This window comes from Agreia sp. Leaf210, from assembly GCF_001421485.1.
Lineage (GTDB): Bacteria > Actinomycetota > Actinomycetes > Actinomycetales > Microbacteriaceae > Agreia.
In genome coordinates this window covers 302578-318961 of record NZ_LMKK01000004.1, presented here as the reverse complement: position 1 = coordinate 318961, position 16384 = coordinate 302578, and the positions used below count along the sequence as shown (strand labels likewise).

Here is a 16384-nt window from a genome sequence, read left to right as displayed (position 1 = left end):
AATCGACGCTGTCGCGACGAAAAAAGGACGCGTTGCGGGCCGGGAGGGCACAGACTGGAAGCACTTTCGTATGCCTGGACTCACTGGACCGTTCAAGGAGGTCACCATGACCGCAGTAGAAGTGGCAACAGTCTCGTACACCGTTTCGGCCGACTACTTCGCGGAGGTCGGTGCAGATTTCGACAGCGAGGCGATCGACGACGCCGTGCTCGCGGAATTGAACCGCATCGTCCCGAAGGGCGTGGTGGTGCATCGCAATGGCAAGGCCTACGCGGAGCCGGAGGTAGCCGCCGCAGCGAGGGAGCTCGACTGGGACGCGCTGCTCGAGCGCATCGACGTCGACCAGATCATGGCGACGCACGGGCGCTGACGACACCCCTCGACCGGGGTTAGGGGTGCACGCCGATCGCACGGTGAACGGATGCGACGGCGCTCGCGCCCTCGCCCACCGCGGCGGCCACCCTCTTCATCGACCCGTGCCGCACATCTCCGGCCGCGAAGAGTGCGGGCACGCTGGTCTCGAAGGGCAGGGGCACGCGCCCGAGAGCCGAGAATGTCTCGCCGAGAGCGGTCGGGTCGAGCTGCGAGTCGGTGAGCAGAAAACCGTTCTCGTCTGAGGCGACACCGGAAAGCCACTCGGTGGCGGGTGTCGCTCCGATGAAGCAGAACAAGCCCGAGCTCGGCTGCTCGGAGGTCGCACCCGTCTCGCGATTGGTCAGGGTGATCGCCTCGAGCGCGTCTTGACCGTCGAGGGCTGTCACCTCGGTCGATGTGTGCACGGTGACGCGAGGGTCGGCGAGAAGGCGGTCGACGAGGTAGCTCGACATCTCTTTGCGAATGTCCGTGCCTCGGATGACCAGACAAACCGTGCTCCCACGGCTGGCGAGGAACAGCGTGGCCTGGCCGGCGGAGTTCGCTCCCCCGACCACGGTGACGGGCTTGCCGGCGACCTCGCGTGCCTCCAGTTCTGTCGCGGCGTAGTAGATGCCGGCACCCTCGAAGTGCGACCATCGCGGCAGCGGCAGGGCCTTGTAGTGAGCCCCCGTGGCGATGACGACGGCGCGGGAATTGATCTCGGTGCCATCTTCGAGAACGACACGGAGCCGCTCGGAGGTCGGGTCGAGAGAAGTGACCGTGCAGGGACTGTAGATGCGCGCTCCGAACTTCAGAGCCTGCACCGAGGCGAGTCCCGTGAGCTCCGAGCCGCTCAGGCCGTTGGGAAAGCCCAGGTAATTCTCGATTCGGGAACTGGCGGCGGCCTGCCCGCCGGGGCCCGTCGCATCCAGAAGCACCGTGTCGAGACCCTCGGATGCGCCGTACACGGCCGCGGCGAGCCCGGCCGGCCCGGCGCCGATCACCGTGAGATCGACCTGCTGGCCTGACGGCCGCGCGTACGACAGGCCGATCCGTTCGGCGAGGTGACCGGGAGTGGCCCGGGTGAGCACCTCGGAGCCGAGGAGGACGACGGGCAGATCGGATGCCTCCACGTCGGCAGACTTCATGAGTGCGATTCCGGCGGCGCCGTCTGCATCGAACCAGTGGTGCGCCAGCTCGAGACGGGCCGCGTAGGTGCGCAGGGCGAGCGAGGCCGACGAGAGAGTGCTGCCGATGATCTCGATACTGCGGGATGCCGTTCCGCGCAGCATGGCCCGGCGCGCCTGGAAAGACTGGAGGAGGATGCTCGACAGCTCCGGATCTTCAGACATGATGCGGCGGAAGTTCTCGGGCGAGATGCGATGCATGACTCCCGGCGAGGTGACCCGTGCTGTCAGAAAGACGGTCTGCCCGGTGAGCAGATTGAGCTCTCCCACGAATCGGCCCGGCCCGTGCTGGGCGACGATCAGCTCCGGGGCATCTCGCGTGGCCTCGCGAACGATGTCGATCGTGCCGCTGTCGATCAGCACGAGGTCGTAGCTGCGGTCTCCGGCTCGGAACAGCGTTTCACCCGCCACGACCTCGACGGGCTCGCCGAAGGAGCGGAACCGGATGAGCTGGGCCTCGGTGAGTACAGGGTTGGATGCGCTGGGCTCGGTCGTCACACGCCCACCGTAATGCGGCGCCGGCCGCCGGTGGTCATCGATTCGTCGAAATGGGTGCACGCTCGACTCAAAAGTCATTCGGCTCTGCCCGAGAGGCATCCGTTCGGCGAATGACCGCCCCTAGGCTGTGGATCATGACCCTGCCTGTGATTCGCATGCGGCACCGTGACATCGACGAGAAGCATCGCGCATCCACCCCGCTCGAGTTGCTTTTCGACCTGACCTTCGTCGCTGCCGTGCAGGCCGTGGTCACCCAATTGGCGCACGGCATCGAGGGCGGTCACGCCGCAGAGGAACTGCCCAACTTCTTCATGGTGTTCTTCGCGATCTGGTGGGCCTGGCTCACCTTCACCTGGTTCGCCTCCGCCTATGACACCGACGACGTTCCGTATCGCCTCCTGACCATGCTGCAGATGGGCGGAGTGCTCGTCTTGGCGGCCGGAGTTCCTGCGGCGTTCAACGACGGCGACTTCTTGCTCATCACCGTGGGCTACTTCATCATGCGACTCGCGCTCGTCGCGCAGTGGCTGCGCGCCGCTGTCCAAGACCCGGAAGGCAGGGCGACCGCACTGCGCTACGCGGCGGGAATCAGTGTCGTGCAGGCGCTGTGGATCGCTCGCCTGTTCATCGCGGCCGAGTTGCCCGTCGCCGCGCAGATCGCGACCTTCGCCGTTCTCGCCGCGTGCGAGCTCGCCGTGCCGTTGTGGGCGGAGCGTCGCGGATACATCCGCTGGCACCCGCACCACATCGCCGAGCGATACGGACTCTTCACGATCATCCTGTTGGGCGAGTCGGTTCTCGCGGCCACGGTCGGCGTGCAGGCCATCATCACCGCCGGGGATGCCTCGGGCGAGTTCGTACTGCTGGCCTCGTCGGGTCTCGCGCTGCTCTTCGGCATCTGGTGGGTGTACTACCTCGAACCGGCGGGCGACGGTCTCGAGAAGCGCCGTCGGCGAAGCTTCATCTGGGGATTCGGGCACTACTTCGTTTTCGCCGCGCTCGCGGCCCTGGGGGCCGGACTCGAGGTGGGGGTGCAGTCGCTGAGCCACGAGGCCCATGTCGACAGCACGACCGTGGCGTACTCGATCGCCATTCCCGTGGCCGTGTTCTTGGTCGCGATGCAGGTGCTCTATCGGCCGCTGCTCGGGTCGGACACCGCCATCCGTCCCGCCAGCAGTCTCGTGGGTGCCGGGGCCGTGATGCTCATTCCTCTGCTCGCCCCGGCGGTCTCGTTCGGCGTCACCGTACTGCTCATCACGCTCGTCGTGGCGGCGATCATCGCGGTGACCGTTCTGCAGCAGCGATCACGCGCGCTGAATACCATCGAAGAGGGAGTACGTCATGGCGCCTGACACAAGCGACGAGGACAACCGCAGACCCCGTTCGGTCTACGGCGTCGGCGACGAACCGGATGCGCGATTCTCGTTGGCCAACGAACGCACGGCGCTGGCGTGGATGCGCACAGGTCTGGCCCTGGTCGCCGGAGGCGTCGCGCTGACGACTCTGGCGGGTGTCGCGGACCTGCCGGTCTTCGTCGACATCATGGCAGCCCTCGCCTGCCTGGGCGGCGGTCTCGTCGCGGTGTCTGCGCTCGTCGGCTGGCGCCGCGTGGAGCGTGCGATGCGGTTGGCCTTGCCCTTGCCGGCGCCCCGCATTCTCATCGGAGTCGGAGTGGGGATCCTCGTACTCGCGCTGGTCTTCTCCGGGTATGCGGTGTTCGAGGCCCTGGCGCGGTGAGCGGTCGTGACGGCGCTGGCAAGCGCTCCGATGGGTCTGAGCGCGACCCGGGGCTGCAACCGGAACGCACCGCGCTGGCCTGGAGGCGCACCGCGATAGCCACGGCCGGGGTCGCGGTGGTCTGCGGTCTCACGGCAGTGCGATCAGGCTTCGTGGCGGTGGCGATCATCGCAGGCGCCGTCGCCGTCGGAATCGTGGTCTTTTCGATGCTTCCTCCGTTTCGATCGCGCATGTCTGAAACGGACCGTCGACCGCAGCCCTGGTCTGCTCTCGCGATGCTCGTGGTGTGTGTCTGTGCCGTCTCTGTTCTCGGATGCGCGCTCGCGGTGGCGGGCGCGATGCTGCGCTGACTGAGCTGCACGAGCTGAGCGCAAACGCCAAGAACGAGCCGAACTCGCGTGCGGGTAGGGGCTTCTTACGCGGGCGATTCCGGGTGTCTTAGAAGGGGCAGTCGGCGAGATCGTCCTCCTGTTCCGAGGTCTGGGCAGTTCCCGAGGTGGGAGCTATTGCTGCGGACGCGTTGCTTGCTGCGGCGTCGATGAGTGCTCGTGGTGCGGGTTTCATCCTGCCTCCGGGCCGGATCGTGTACTCGTAGCCCGCTGGCGAGGTGGCGGTGAGGGTATCGTCACCGTTCTGCACAATCTGCCACCTCGTGTGGTGCTTCACCTTGTGATGCTCCTGACTCAGCGGGGCCAGGTTCTCTGGCGTGGTGTGCCCACCAAAGGCGTGATCTTCGGTGTGGTCGATATCGGCCCGCTCCGACGGAACCGTGCACCCCGGAAACACACACGTCGGATGCACCAACCGGGCATGGTCGATCATCCGTGCCGTCGGCCGGTAGTCCCTCGGATCGGCCGTGAGGATGCGTCCCGTGATCGGGTCGGTGAGGATGCGCCTCCAGGAGGTCGCCTCCGCCGTCAACTGCGCTGCCGTGGCCGGGTCGATGGGCCCGTAGCCGCGGAGGATCGCGGCCTCGTCACCAACTCCGAGCAGCGTCATCGCCGGAACCATGACGTGAACGCGCCCCCGAACCCCACGGGTCGCCCCCGGAATCGACGTTTCACCGTTGAGCATGAGGTCGGTGAGGACGTCGAGTTTCAGGTGTCCCATGCTGCGCGGGTCGCCCGCTGCCCGCAATCCGGCAGCGAGCCGTGCGGCCCGGTCGGCGATCGCGTGGATCTCAGGTGCCGGTGCGAACAAAGTCAGGTACGCCATGCCATCGGCTCCGGGATCGACGTAGATTCGTCGGGTGGCCGCGGCCTTCTCTGCTCGTTCGACCGCGGTGGACGGTTGGGTGAGTTCGACCTGCGCTCTCGCTTTACGGTCGAGCTGTTTCGGGTTCATCTCCGCCGCCAATGCCGCGAGGCGGGTGTCGTACGACACCAATGCCTCGCCCTCGAGGCCGTCGGCGTGTTTTGCGATGACCTCGGCGTGTTCCCACGACATGAGACCTGCAGCGACGGCAGCCAGTGTTGCCGGCAGCAAGTCGACCAGCGCGGTGCTGGTGTCGATCACTGTCGCGGCGCGGTACTCCGTTCGGCGAGTGAGCTGCGCCAGTTCCGTGACGAGCTCGACCCGTTCGACCCGGGCCGTGGACCACGCCGGCCCGCCGGTGGATCGATCGGACGGTGCTTGCCTATGTAGGTGGTTTCTCGCGTCGGTGACGCGTCTGGCCCTGTCGGCAGATAGCCGGGCTATCTGCTGATCGAGGGCGGCGACTTCCTCGAGTGCGACCACATACGGGTCGGGCTCCAGGAGCGGGGTGATGAGTGACATACGAGAAGTCAAACAGCAGCCACCGACACCGTCTCGAAACAAAGAAACACCGCTTGATCAGGTGATATAGCTGCGGATAACTTCGAAGAAATGCGCCCTGTGGAGGAATAGTCGCGAAGCCGACCACGGTCTCGATACGGCCGCGGGCGACACCGGGGAGCGTGCTCGATGTCCCCCGCGCGGGGGATGCGAGCTGTCTGCCGCTCCCCCTATGGTGGGTGACACGCGCCGGGTTCGCGCACGCGCATCGCGAGATCGCACGACGAAAACGGCCTGAATGTCCATCGCAAGACGGAAATCGCAAGACGGAAAGCAGGCGGCTATGTCCTTGGAAGACCCAGTGCAGACAGACCCAGCGCAGACCCCCATAACCCGCACAGACCAGACCCGCACAGACCAGACCCGCACAGACCAGACCCGCACAGACCAGACCCACACAAACCAGACCAGCCCCGACGCAGCTCAGGTACTCCCCCCGGCCGCGGATGCTCATGGTCCGGCACTCGAGATTCGGGGCCTCACGAAGCGATTCGGCGACAAGGTCGCCGTCGACAACCTCGCCCTCACCGTTCCCTCCGGTTCGTTCTACGGGCTCGTCGGCCCCAACGGCGCCGGAAAGACCACGACACTGTCGATGGCGACGGGCCTGATGCGTCCTGATGCCGGCGACATCAGTATCCACGGCGTCAACGTCTGGCACGACCTGCTCAAGGCGAAGCGCCTCGTCGGGGTGCTCTCCGACGGCGTTCGACTCTTCGACCGCCTCACGGGCACGCAGCTCGTCACCTACGCCGGACTGCTCAGCGGCATGAGCCGCGAGACGGTCGCCGAACGCACGCACGATCTGCTCAACCTGCTCGACCTCGAGTCGGCCGGCGGCACGCTCGTGGTGGACTACTCGGCGGGTATGACCAAGAAGATCGCGCTGGCGTGCGCCCTCGTGCACGCGCCGAGTCTGCTGGTGCTCGACGAGCCGTTCGAGTCGGTCGACCCTGTGTCGGCCGCGAACATCCGCGACATCCTCGATAGCTTCGTCAAATCGGGCGGCACGGTCATCGTGTCGAGCCACGCCATGGACCTCGTTCAGCGCATGTGCGACCACGTCGCCGTGATCGCTCAGGGCCGTGTGCTCGCCTCGGGCACGACCGAAGAAGTACGCCAGGGCTCCACGCTCGAAGACCGTTTCGTCGAACTCGTCGGAGGTCGCCGCACAGGAGAGGGGCCGGAATGGTTGCGACTCTCGTAAAACTGCGCTTTCTCATTCTGGCGAACAGCCTGAAGGGAAAGCCCTGGCAGATCGTCGCCGTTGTGATCGGCGGGCTCTACGGGCTCGGCGTTCTCTTCGGCGTGGTCGCGGGGCTCATCGCACTGAGCTTCGCGCCGACCGAACTGGCTCGCACCGTCACGGTGCTGGGCGGCGCGGCCACGATCCTCGGCTGGATCGTGCTGCCGCTCATCGGCCCCGGAACAGATCAGACCGTCGAGCCCTCTCGACTGGCCATCTTTCCCATTCCCCTCAACCAGCTGGTGCTGGGCCTCCTCGTCAGCGGTGTCCTCGGCGTTCCCGGAATCGTCACCTCGATCGCCGCACTGGCCACAGCGGCCACGTGGTGGCAGCACCCGCTCGGCGCCATCACGGCGATCGTCTGCGCCGTGATCGGCGTTCTCACGTGCGTGGCCGGCTCGCGGGCGATCACCGCGTTGAGCTCGGGGCTCGGATCAGGCCGCCGCTTCCGCGAGGCCAAGGGCATCCTGATCTTCATCCCTCTGATCCTGCTCGGCCCGATCATGATCGGCCTCACGGCGCTGCTGCGCAGCTCTGCGGATGCCCTTCCCGACATCGCGGACATCGTCGCGTGGACGCCGCTCGGTGCGATCTGGTCGGTTCCCGGCTACATCGTCACCGGCGATCTCGGCCGGGCGGCGGCCGGATTCGCCATCGGTCTCGCGACCCTCGCCATCCTGCTGCTCGTCTGGCGCTCGAGCCTGCGTCACGCACTCGAAAACCCTGCCCGCGCATCGTCGCCCGCCATGAAGGGAACCCGCAAGCTGGGCCTCTTCGGTGTGTTCCCGGCCACCCCCTGGGGTGCAGTCGCCGCTCGTGCGCTCACGTATTGGCTGCGAGACCCGCGCTACGCCCAGTCGCTCATCGTGATTCCGCTGATTCCCGTGCTGCTGTTCGTCTACTCGGGAAATATGGGCAGCATGGGCGTTCTGAACGCGCTCGGGCCCATCGTGGCACTGCTGCTGGCCCTGTCGATCTACACCGACGTCTCGTACGACAACACGGCGTTCGCGCTGCACCTGTCGACGGGAGTATCGGGGCGCGACGACCGGCTCGGCCGTGTGGTGGCCCTCGCCGTCTTCGCGGTTCCGGTGTCCGTGCTGCTGACGATCGCATCCGTTTGGTTCACGAACTCGTGGCAGGTGCTGCCGGGGTTGCTCGGCATGGTGTTCGGCCTGCTGTTCTCGGGCTTCGCGCTGTCGTCGGTCATCTCGGGCCGGTTCGTGTTCCCGGTTCCCGCGCCCGGCGAGAGCCCTTTCAAGGCGAAGCCCGGGGGCGGGTTCATGCTCACCCTGGCGACCTTCGCGACCTGGGGCGGGCTGACCGTGCTCGTGCTGCCCGAGATCGTTCTGGCCATCATCGGATTCGTCACGGGCAACGCGATCTTCGGCTGGATCTCGCTGGCCCTCGGGATCGTACTCGGCGGAGGCATGCTCGTGATCGCCCTGCGCTGGGGAGGATCGATTCTCGACAAGCGCGGACCGGATCTGCTCGCCGAGCTCCAGGCCAGCAAGTAAGCACGCGGCAAGTACTGTCGAGATATGCCCGGCACCATCGAGTCGCTCTACCGCTACCCCGTCAAAGGGCTTACTCCTGAGCCCCTCGACAGGGTCGAGCTCGAGACGGGCCTGGCATTTCCCGCAGACCGTCTCTTCGCGCTGGCGAAGCCCTCGGGTGCGTACGACCCCGACAACTTCGTTCCGCTGTCGAAGCGCGAGTACTACGTGCTCCTGAACACCGACCGTCTGGCTGGGCTCGACGCCACATTCGACCCTGAGACGCGCGTGATGCGAGTGGCCGTGCAGGGGCATCCGGTACTGGTGGCCGATCTCGGCACGGCCGAGGGCCGGGCCGAGTTGGTCGAGCTGTATGCCCGCGTGGCCGATCTGCCCGACGGTGAGCTGCCCGTGCTCGCCGAGCAGCCCGGCTACAACTTCACCGACAACGCGAAGGACTCGCTTCGCATGATGAACACGATCTCGCTCATCAATCGCGCATCCATTCGCGAGTTCGAGGCGCGGATCGGCCGCGAGCTCGACCCGCTGCGCTTTCGGGCGAACGTCTACATCGATGGCCTCGAGCCGTGGGTCGAACGAGACTGGATCGGTCGGCAGCTGCAGCTCGGAGGCCCGAGCGGCGTCACCGTGCGCGTGCTCGAAGAGACGGAGCGCTGCGCGGCGACCGAGGTCGATCCCACGACGGCGCGCCGCGACGTTCCGGTGGTGCGCCTGCTGCACGAGAACTACGGGCACGAGATCATGGGCGTCTTCGCCGAGGTGCTTTCTTCTGGAACCCTCGAACGCGGTGGCACCGTCTCAGAGCCGGAGACGGCGGCGTGACCGCGGCCGATGCAACGGCCGACGCCGCATCCGGCCTGGCGGTCGTCTTGGCTGGCCGCCGGATGCTCACGGCCGAGGTCTGCGAGTTCGTGTTGCGCCGTCGAGACGGCGGGCTGCTGGAGCCAGCAGAGCCGGGCGCCCACATTACGGTGCACACGCCGTCGGGCGAGGCTCGGAGCTACTCCTTGACCTCGGATGTCCGTGACCGCAGCCGTTACGTGATCGCCGTGCGCCGCGACGACGGCGGTCGAGGCGGCTCGCGCAGCATGGTCGACGAGGTGAAGGAGGGCGATTCGCTCACGATCTCTCGTCCGCGCAACGCATTCGAGCTGGCGGATGCGCCGGCCTACCTTCTCGTCGCGGCGGGTATCGGCATCACGCCCATCCACGCGATGCTCATCGAGCTACGCCGTCGCGGTGTGACGGATGTCGAGCTGGTGTATCTCAGTCGTTCACGCGAAGACACGCCCTACCTCGAGGAGCTGGCCGAGCTGCTCGCCGTCGGGGGAAGCGACAGTGCGATGCGGCCTCTCACCCTGCACCATCGCGCGCTGCACGGCACGCTCGACTGGTGGCCCCTTCTCGAAGCTCCCGGCGAGCGGCGCCTCTACGTGTGCGGCCCGGAGCCTCTGCAGAACGAGCTGCGCGCGCTGACCATGCACTGGCGCCCCAGCCGGGTGCACATGGAGGACTTCGCCGGGGTCTCGGCCTTCGGTGAGATCAGCGTGCCCTTCGAGCTGGAGTGGGCGCCGTCGGGCACATCCATAGACGTGCCGGCAGACAAGACGATGCTCGGCGCCCTCGAAGACGCCGGCATCGACGTCGACAGCTCGTGCGGAAGCGGAACCTGCGGTACCTGCCGGCTGAGGTTGATCGACGGCGAGGCCGATCATCGTGATGTCGTGCTGACCGCGGGCGAACATGAACACTTCGTGATGCCCTGCGTGTCGAGAGCCGTCGATAGGCGTCTCGTCGTCGCACCCCTCTGATGGGGGGCAGCATGGGGAGTTCGTGCCACTTACTCTCTCAGTGGGGGTCGTCGTGTCTGAAGTCTGGTGCTGCGTGCTGCGTGATGGGTTTCGAGAGGCGTAGATGAAGCGCGACAAAGTGAAGACGGGGACCGTGTGAGGCTGTTCGAGGCATTGCGCCGCCGCAAGGCGACAGCTGGGTCGGTGGCGACCGTCACGGTGTTCTCGCTCGCCGTCACCACGATGGCGTTCCTCTATGAAGGCATCACCACGGCCGACGTCGAGCTCAACGACGGTGGTGTGTGGGTCACGAAGCCCTCCGGGCTGCTCGTGGGGCACCTGAACTATCAGGCTCAGCTGCTCGACGGCGGCCTGAAGATGACGTCGAGCGATTTCGACATCCTGCAGCGCGACGACACCGTCATCACGGTCGACAAGGCCACCGGATCGCTGGCGCCGATCGACCCGGTGTCGGTGACCCTGGGCAACGCTGTCGCCCTGCCGGCCGAGTCCTCCGTGACCATGGGCGGCGACACGTTGGCGGTCGTCGACGACAAGACCGGCGACCTCTTCAGCACCCGTGCCAGCGACGTCGCCAACTTTCTTCCTGATCCCGAGGAGCCGCTGCTGACTCTCGGTTCGGGTGCGGCGGCCACGGTGGATGTCGACGGAGGGATTCATGCCCTGTCGCCGTCATCCGGAGAGATCGTCACCATCGCGCTCGACGAGAACGGCGCCGCGCTCGAGCCGGTCGCCCAAGGGCTGCCCGAGACCGAGGAGGATGCCGTCCTCACTATGACCTCGGTGGGTGCTGCGGCCGTGGTCTTCGATTCGGCGAACGGCATCGCGTACCTGCCGGGCGGCAAGAGAGTCGAGATCGACGATTCGACCGGAGGCGTGCTGCAGGAGACCGGCCCCGAATCGAACGCCGTGCTCATCGGCACCGCGACCTCGCTCATCAGCCAGCCCCTCGATGGCGGTGAAGCCTCCGTGACCTCCGCCGGCAAGCCCGGCAAGCCCGCGGCGCCCGTGTATCTGGCCGGCTGTGCTTATGCGGCCTGGGCCGTCTCGAACGCCTATCTGCGCGATTGCGCCGGCGACGACAAAGACGTCGAGACCACCGTCGACGGACTCACGGCTCAGGCCGAACTCGTCTTCCGCGTCAACCGCAACGTCGTGGTACTGAACGATCTGACCTCGGGCGCCGTCTGGCTTGTCAACCAGGACATGAAGAAGGTCGAGAACTGGGACGACATCGTTCCTCCGCCGGACGAGAGCGAGACGGAAGAGGAGGACGAGAGCACCGAGGAAGAGTTGCAGGTCATCCTTCCCGAGCGCAGTGATGAGAATAATCCGCCGATCGCGGAAGACGACCAGCTGGGTGTTCGCGCTGGCCGCACTGTCGTCCTCCCGGTGCTCGACAACGACTCCGACCCCGACGGCGACGTGTTGACCGCGACGCTGAACGGTGCGCAGCCGTCGATCGGCGAGGTGCAGCCCATTCTCGGCGGCGTGGCCATGCAGGTGATCGTCGACCCCGACGCATCCGGCACCGGCACGTTCACCTACACGGCCGATGACGGTCGAGGTGGCACGGCGGATGCGACGGTGACGCTGACCGTCAAGGCTCCCGGCACCAACGAGGCGCCGATTCAAAAGCGCGTGCCGAAGGTGCTCTCCGAAGTCGCTTCGACGGTCAGCTACAACCCGCTCCCCGACTGGATCGATCCTGACGGCGACGACATGTTCGTACGCTCAGCCACGGCCGACGGTGCCAATCAGGTGCAGTTCCGGGCCGACGGAGAACTCACCTTCACCGCCCTCGACCCGGATCCGGGTCGCAAGATCGTGACCATCGTCGTCTCCGACGGCGTGACCGACACCGAGGGCACGGTGGCCTTCGAGGTGCGCGAATCGGGCACCCTCGTTCCCGTCACCAATGCAGACCACGTGGTGACCCGCGCCGGCCAGCAGGTGACCGTGTCGCCGATGGCGAACGACTACTCCCCCAGCGGGGTTCCGCTGCGTCTCGCCAAGGTGAACGAGATTCCCGGTGGCACGATCGCGCCCGACTACACCACCGGAACGTTCGACTTCACGGCCGCGGCTCCCGGCGACTACTACGCGCAGTACCTCGTGACCGACGGCCCGAAGACCGCCCCCGGAATCGTGCGCATCACGGTCGTCGGCGAGACCTCCGCCAACGATCCCCCCATCGCCGTGCGAGATGTGGCTCTGCTCACCAAGGGTCGCTCGGCGCTGACCAATGTGCTGGCGAATGATTTCGACCCCGCCGGCGGCATCCTCGCGGTGCAATCGGTGCAGGTTCCCGAGGGGCTCGGCGTGAGCGTCGAGGTGCTCGAACACCAGGTGCTGCGCATCACCGATACGGGTATCTCCGAGCCGACGAGCATCGGCTATACCGTGACCAATGGCGCCAAGTCCGCCAAGGGCGAGGTGTTCATCATCCCGATTCCCGCCCCAGACAGGTTGCTTCCTCCCGAAGCGAAAGACGATGCCATCACGGTTCGCGCCGGCGACGTGGCCACCATCCCTGTGCTCGACAACGACTACCACCCCAACGGCGACACCATCACGCTCTCGCCGCAGCTCGTCGCGCCTCTGGTGGACCCCGTCGACGGAGACATGTTCGTGGCGCAGAACACGCTGCGGTTCAAGGCGGGCCCAGTGGCCAAGACGGTCTACGCCACGTACGAGGTCGTCGATAGTCAGGGCCAGCGCGACGCGGGCTACGTGACCATCCAGATCGTCGGCAACGACGAGGGCGCCAACTCGCCGCCCCGGCCGCGAGACGTCACGGTGCGCGCCCTCGAGGGCACGACCGTGCGCATCCCGATCCCTCTCGACGGCATCGACCCCGACGGTGATTCCGTGCAGCTCGTGGGCCAAGACGACGCTCCGACCAAGGGCCGTATCAGCGAGGTCGGGCAGTCATGGCTCGAGTACGAGGCCTACCCCACGTCCGTGGGAACCGACGTGTTCACCTACGTCGTGCGCGACCGCAAGGGAGCCGAGGCGTCGGCCACCATTCTCGTCGGCATCGTTCCCTCGTCGAGCGCGAACCAGCGGCCCTACGCCGTGAAGGACACTGTTCAGGTGCGGCCCGGTCGAACAGTGGCGGTCGACGTTCTCGCGAATGATTCCGACCCCGACGGCGACCCCATCGCCATCCGCGAGAACGGCCTCGAGGTGCCCGATCGCGTGACCGGCGTGATCGACCGCGGGCGTGCGACCATCACCGCGCCCAGCACCCCGGGTGACTACCCGGTGCCGTACACGATCGTCGACCAGTACGGGGCGACCGCCGTGGGCCAGCTTCTTGTTTCGGTGAGCCCTGATGCGACGCTGCAGGCCCCGATAGCGCGTGACGACATCGTTCTGGTCGCCGACATCGTCGGCCGCACGACGACCGACATCGATGTGAAGAAGAACGATGACGACCCCGATGGCACGATCGATGCCCTCGATGTGTCGGTCACGAGCGGCACGGCGAGCGTTCGCGCCGAGGGCGAGTTGCGCATCCCGCTCACCCCCGAGTCGCAGATCGTCACGTACACCGTGACCGATGTCGACGGTCAGAAGGCCTCGGCGTTCGTCTTCGTGCCTGGTTTGGAGGGCGCGCACCCCGCGCTCAAGGCGGGCACCAAGCCCATCGTCGTGAACAGCGGTGAGACCATCAGCGTGCCCCTGTCGGAGTACGTCGTGACCGGCAACGGCGAGGTCGCCCGCATCACCCAGGCCGACAAGGTGGCGGTGTCGCACGGCAACGGAGCCAGCCTCGTCTCCGATGCCACGACGCTGAGCTACACCTCGGCCGACGGCTATTACGGCCCTGACGCGTTGAGTTTCGAGGTCACCGACGGCACGGGGCCCGACGATCCCGAGGGCAAGAAGTCCACCCTCGTCATTCCGATCACCGTCGTCTCGACCACGAATGTGTCGCCGACGATGAGCGGTGGTGCTGTCAATGTGGAGCCGGGCGGCGACGAAAAGGAGCTCAACCTGCGCACGCTGTCGCGCGACCCCGACGAAGGCGACCTCGAGAAGCTGTCGTACAAGGTCATCGGAGAACTCCCGCAGGGCATCTCGGCCGTCCCCGACAAACAGACCCTCAAGGTGAAGGCCGCGGGCAACGCGCCCAAGGGCGATTCGTCCATTCAGATCGAGGTCACCGACGGGCAGAGCAAGCCGGGCACGGGAACGATCACGGTCACGGTGGTGACCTCGACGAGGCCGTTGCCGAGCGCGACCGACGATGTGGTGCCGCAGGCCAAGCAGGGTGAGACCCGCTCTGTCGATGTGCTGGCCAACGACTTCAACCCGTACCCCGAGAATCCCCTCACCATTGTCGAGACCGTCGTCGAGACCGGTGACGGCCGGGCCGCCGCCGGGGGAAGCGGCGTAGACGTGACGCCCGCTGCCGACTTCGTCGGGACGATGGTGGTGCGGTATCGCGTAGCCGACTCGACCGGTGACTCGGCTCGTCAGGCCGATGGTCGCATCCTGCTGACTGTGCAGGGCAAGCCGGACGCGCCGGCCACGCCCAGCGTCACGAGCATCCAGGACCGCACCGTTGTTCTGTCGTGGACTCCGCCGGTGAACAACGGATCGCCGATCACCACGTATACGGTCTCGTCTCCCCAGGGCTACTCGAAGCAGTGCGCCTCGACCACCTGCACGCTCGACGGGCTGACGAACGACGTCGAGTACACCTTCACGGTCACCGCGACGAACGGGGTCGGCGAGTCCGATCCGTCCCCTGCGTCGGCACCGGCCCGACCGGATGCCCGCCCCGACCGTCCGTCGCCGCCCACGCTGGTCTTCGGCGACGAGAGCATGACGGTCAACTGGGTCACGCCATCCACCCCCGGCTCTGCGGTCACGTCGTACAACCTCGAGATCTCGCCCGCTCCGGCACGCGGTGCACTTCAGAAGAGCGGTGTTGCGGGCAACTCCGTGGTCTGGGAGGGCCTGGAGAACGGCGTCTCGTATCAGGTGCGGGTTCAGGCGGTGAACCGGGCGCCGGAACCGAGTGACTGGTCGAGCTACTCGGCTGCGGTCGTTCCCGCGGGCGTTCCGGATGCGCCGGGCGCGCCCTCGACGACCCCGTCGACGGCCGTGGGCGGCCAGGCCCAGATCGCGGTGTCGTGGAACGCGCCCTTCGAGAACGGCGACCCGGTTGCCAGCTACACCCTCGAGACGCTCAAGGGCGGCAGCGTTGTCAACACGTTGCCGGGCGTCAGGGGGACGAGCGCGAACGTCACGGTCGCGGTCGACACGACCGACTACACGTTCCGGGTGTCGGCGCTGAACAAGGCGGGAAGCTCGGCACCGAGCGTTCCGTCAGCGCCGCGTCGCGGGGCCATCGCGCCCGGCGCTCCCGCGGGCGTGAACATCGTTCCGGCCGATCAGGCAGTATCGATCACTTTCGGTGCGGCGGCGGGCAACGGATCCAGGGACGACGAACTTCAGTACCACTATCGGGTCAACCAGACCGGGGCGACCGGAGTGATCGCGAGTGGAGGCAGCATCGGGGGCCTCGCGAACGGCACGACGTACACAGTGAACGTGTGGGCGACGTCGACGGTGACAGGGGTGCAGCCGGGTGCCGAGACGGGCTCGAACGAGGCGATCCCCTTCGGTAAACCGAATCAGCCCGGTGCCAGTGCGCAGAGCAACGCGAAGAGCGTGACGTTGAGTTGGGGCGTCCCCGCGACGAACGGCCGGTCGATCACGACCTACATAAAGATCGACAGCGAACAGGAGCAGGTCGTGACGTCGTCGGGGAGCCGCGAGGTCGGCAACGCCTACTCCGAGCAGCACAAGATCTCGGTGCGCGTCGTCGACAGCGAAGGCCAAGAGATCAGCAATTCCGCGTCGGCTACGAGCGGGGCCGAGCCTCAGCCGCAGAAGATCGTCTACATCTCGAATGGCGGCGGGTGCACCGAGGTGTACAACTGCGTCAAGATCAAGATCACTGTCGAGGACTACCCGGGCACGATCACGTGCAGGTGGGTCACTCGCACCTCGCAAGGAACCCTGACCCAGTCGCTGAACGGGCCCAACAACAGCATCACTCCGGGCTGGTACACGGAGGACACGGCCGGATCCGGCTTCACCCTCCAGGAGGCGGCGAACAACATGACCTGCAACGGAGTCCAACCCGGCGTGCGCTAGAGGGGGCCGCCTGACGACATCCGGTCGTCACGCCCCTCCGAA

Annotated in this window: 11 protein-coding genes; 9 read left to right on the top strand and 2 right to left on the bottom strand. The window is 66.7% G+C overall.

All coding sequences use genetic code 11. From position 1 onward, the window contains the following. Positions 1-106 precede the first annotated feature (106 nt). Positions 107-370, top strand: coding sequence for a hypothetical protein (locus tag ASE64_RS16090; protein ID WP_055783218.1), 264 nt, complete (start codon positions 107-109; stop codon positions 368-370). A 19-nt stretch (positions 371-389) separates the two neighbouring features. On the opposite strand, the gene ASE64_RS16085 is transcribed toward ASE64_RS16090, so the two are convergent. Then, on the bottom strand, positions 390-2039 hold the full coding sequence (locus tag ASE64_RS16085) for an FAD-dependent oxidoreductase (protein ID WP_055782866.1): 1650 nt from the start codon (positions 2037-2039) through the stop codon (positions 390-392). A 134-nt stretch (positions 2040-2173) separates the two neighbouring features. Here ASE64_RS16085 and ASE64_RS16080 point away from each other — a divergent pair, with 134 nt between their 5' ends. Genes ASE64_RS16080 through ASE64_RS16070 form a run of 3 tightly spaced genes read left to right on the top strand, consistent with a single transcriptional unit; the run spans position 2174 to position 4126 of the window. Continuing rightward, a complete protein-coding gene (locus ASE64_RS16080) occupies positions 2174-3391 on the top strand; it encodes a low temperature requirement protein A (protein WP_055782862.1) in 1218 nt (405 codons plus the stop codon). After that, positions 3381-3776 carry a YidH family protein gene (locus tag ASE64_RS16075; protein ID WP_055782859.1) on the top strand — a complete coding sequence of 132 codons (396 nt, stop codon included), beginning with the start codon at positions 3381-3383 and terminating at the stop codon, positions 3774-3776. Before ASE64_RS16080 ends, ASE64_RS16075 begins: the two co-directional genes overlap by 11 nt. Beyond that, a complete protein-coding gene (locus ASE64_RS16070) occupies positions 3773-4126 on the top strand; it encodes a DUF202 domain-containing protein (RefSeq protein ID WP_055782856.1) in 354 nt (117 codons plus the stop codon). Before ASE64_RS16075 ends, ASE64_RS16070 begins: the two co-directional genes overlap by 4 nt. An 88-nt stretch (positions 4127-4214) precedes the next feature. Here ASE64_RS16070 and ASE64_RS16065 read toward each other — a convergent pair whose 3' ends face one another. Beyond that, positions 4215-5552, bottom strand: a complete 1338-nt coding sequence (locus ASE64_RS16065) for an HNH endonuclease signature motif containing protein (RefSeq protein ID WP_055782853.1) — start codon at positions 5550-5552, stop codon at positions 4215-4217. Between the two features lie 508 nt (positions 5553-6060). Here ASE64_RS16065 and ASE64_RS16060 point away from each other — a divergent pair. The 5 genes from ASE64_RS16060 to ASE64_RS16040 all read left to right on the top strand — a co-directional run bounded on the left by ASE64_RS16060 (position 6061) and on the right by ASE64_RS16040 (position 16342). Then, positions 6061-6798: an ABC transporter ATP-binding protein gene (locus tag ASE64_RS16060; RefSeq protein WP_055783215.1), complete on the top strand. Its 738-nt coding sequence runs from the start codon at positions 6061-6063 to the stop codon at positions 6796-6798. After that, a complete protein-coding gene (locus ASE64_RS16055; RefSeq protein WP_055782850.1) occupies positions 6780-8354 on the top strand; it encodes a hypothetical protein in 1575 nt (524 codons plus the stop codon). The genes ASE64_RS16060 and ASE64_RS16055 overlap by 19 nt, the downstream gene beginning before the upstream one ends. A 24-nt stretch (positions 8355-8378) precedes the next feature. Continuing rightward, positions 8379-9176: an MOSC domain-containing protein gene (locus tag ASE64_RS16050; protein WP_055782847.1), complete on the top strand. Its 798-nt coding sequence runs from the start codon at positions 8379-8381 to the stop codon at positions 9174-9176. After that, the gene (locus tag ASE64_RS16045) at positions 9173-10165 is read left to right on the top strand and encodes a PDR/VanB family oxidoreductase (protein ID WP_055782844.1); all 993 of its coding nucleotides are present in this window, start codon (positions 9173-9175) and stop codon (positions 10163-10165) included. The genes ASE64_RS16050 and ASE64_RS16045 overlap by 4 nt, the downstream gene beginning before the upstream one ends. A 135-nt stretch (positions 10166-10300) precedes the next feature. After that, entirely contained in the window at positions 10301-16342 is a 6042-nt protein-coding gene (locus ASE64_RS16040; RefSeq protein ID WP_156352019.1) for an Ig-like domain-containing protein, read from the top strand. Positions 16343-16384: the final 42 nt, after the last annotated feature.

Bases quoted from the DNA above. Each gene is read 5' to 3' on its own strand.
- ASE64_RS16090 (WP_055783218.1), top strand. From the start codon at position 107: ATGACCGCAGTAGAAGTGGCAACAGTCTCGTACACCGTTTCGGCCGAC.
- ASE64_RS16080 (WP_055782862.1), top strand. From the start codon at position 2,174: ATGACCCTGCCTGTGATTCGCATGCGGCACCGTGACATCGACGAGAAG.
- ASE64_RS16075 (WP_055782859.1), top strand. From the start codon at position 3,381: ATGGCGCCTGACACAAGCGACGAGGACAACCGCAGACCCCGTTCGGTC.
- ASE64_RS16065 (WP_055782853.1), bottom strand. From the start codon at position 5,552: ATGTCACTCATCACCCCGCTCCTGGAGCCCGACCCGTATGTGGTCGCA.
- ASE64_RS16055 (WP_055782850.1), top strand. From the start codon at position 6,780: ATGGTTGCGACTCTCGTAAAACTGCGCTTTCTCATTCTGGCGAACAGC.
- ASE64_RS16050 (WP_055782847.1), top strand. From the start codon at position 8,379: ATGCCCGGCACCATCGAGTCGCTCTACCGCTACCCCGTCAAAGGGCTT.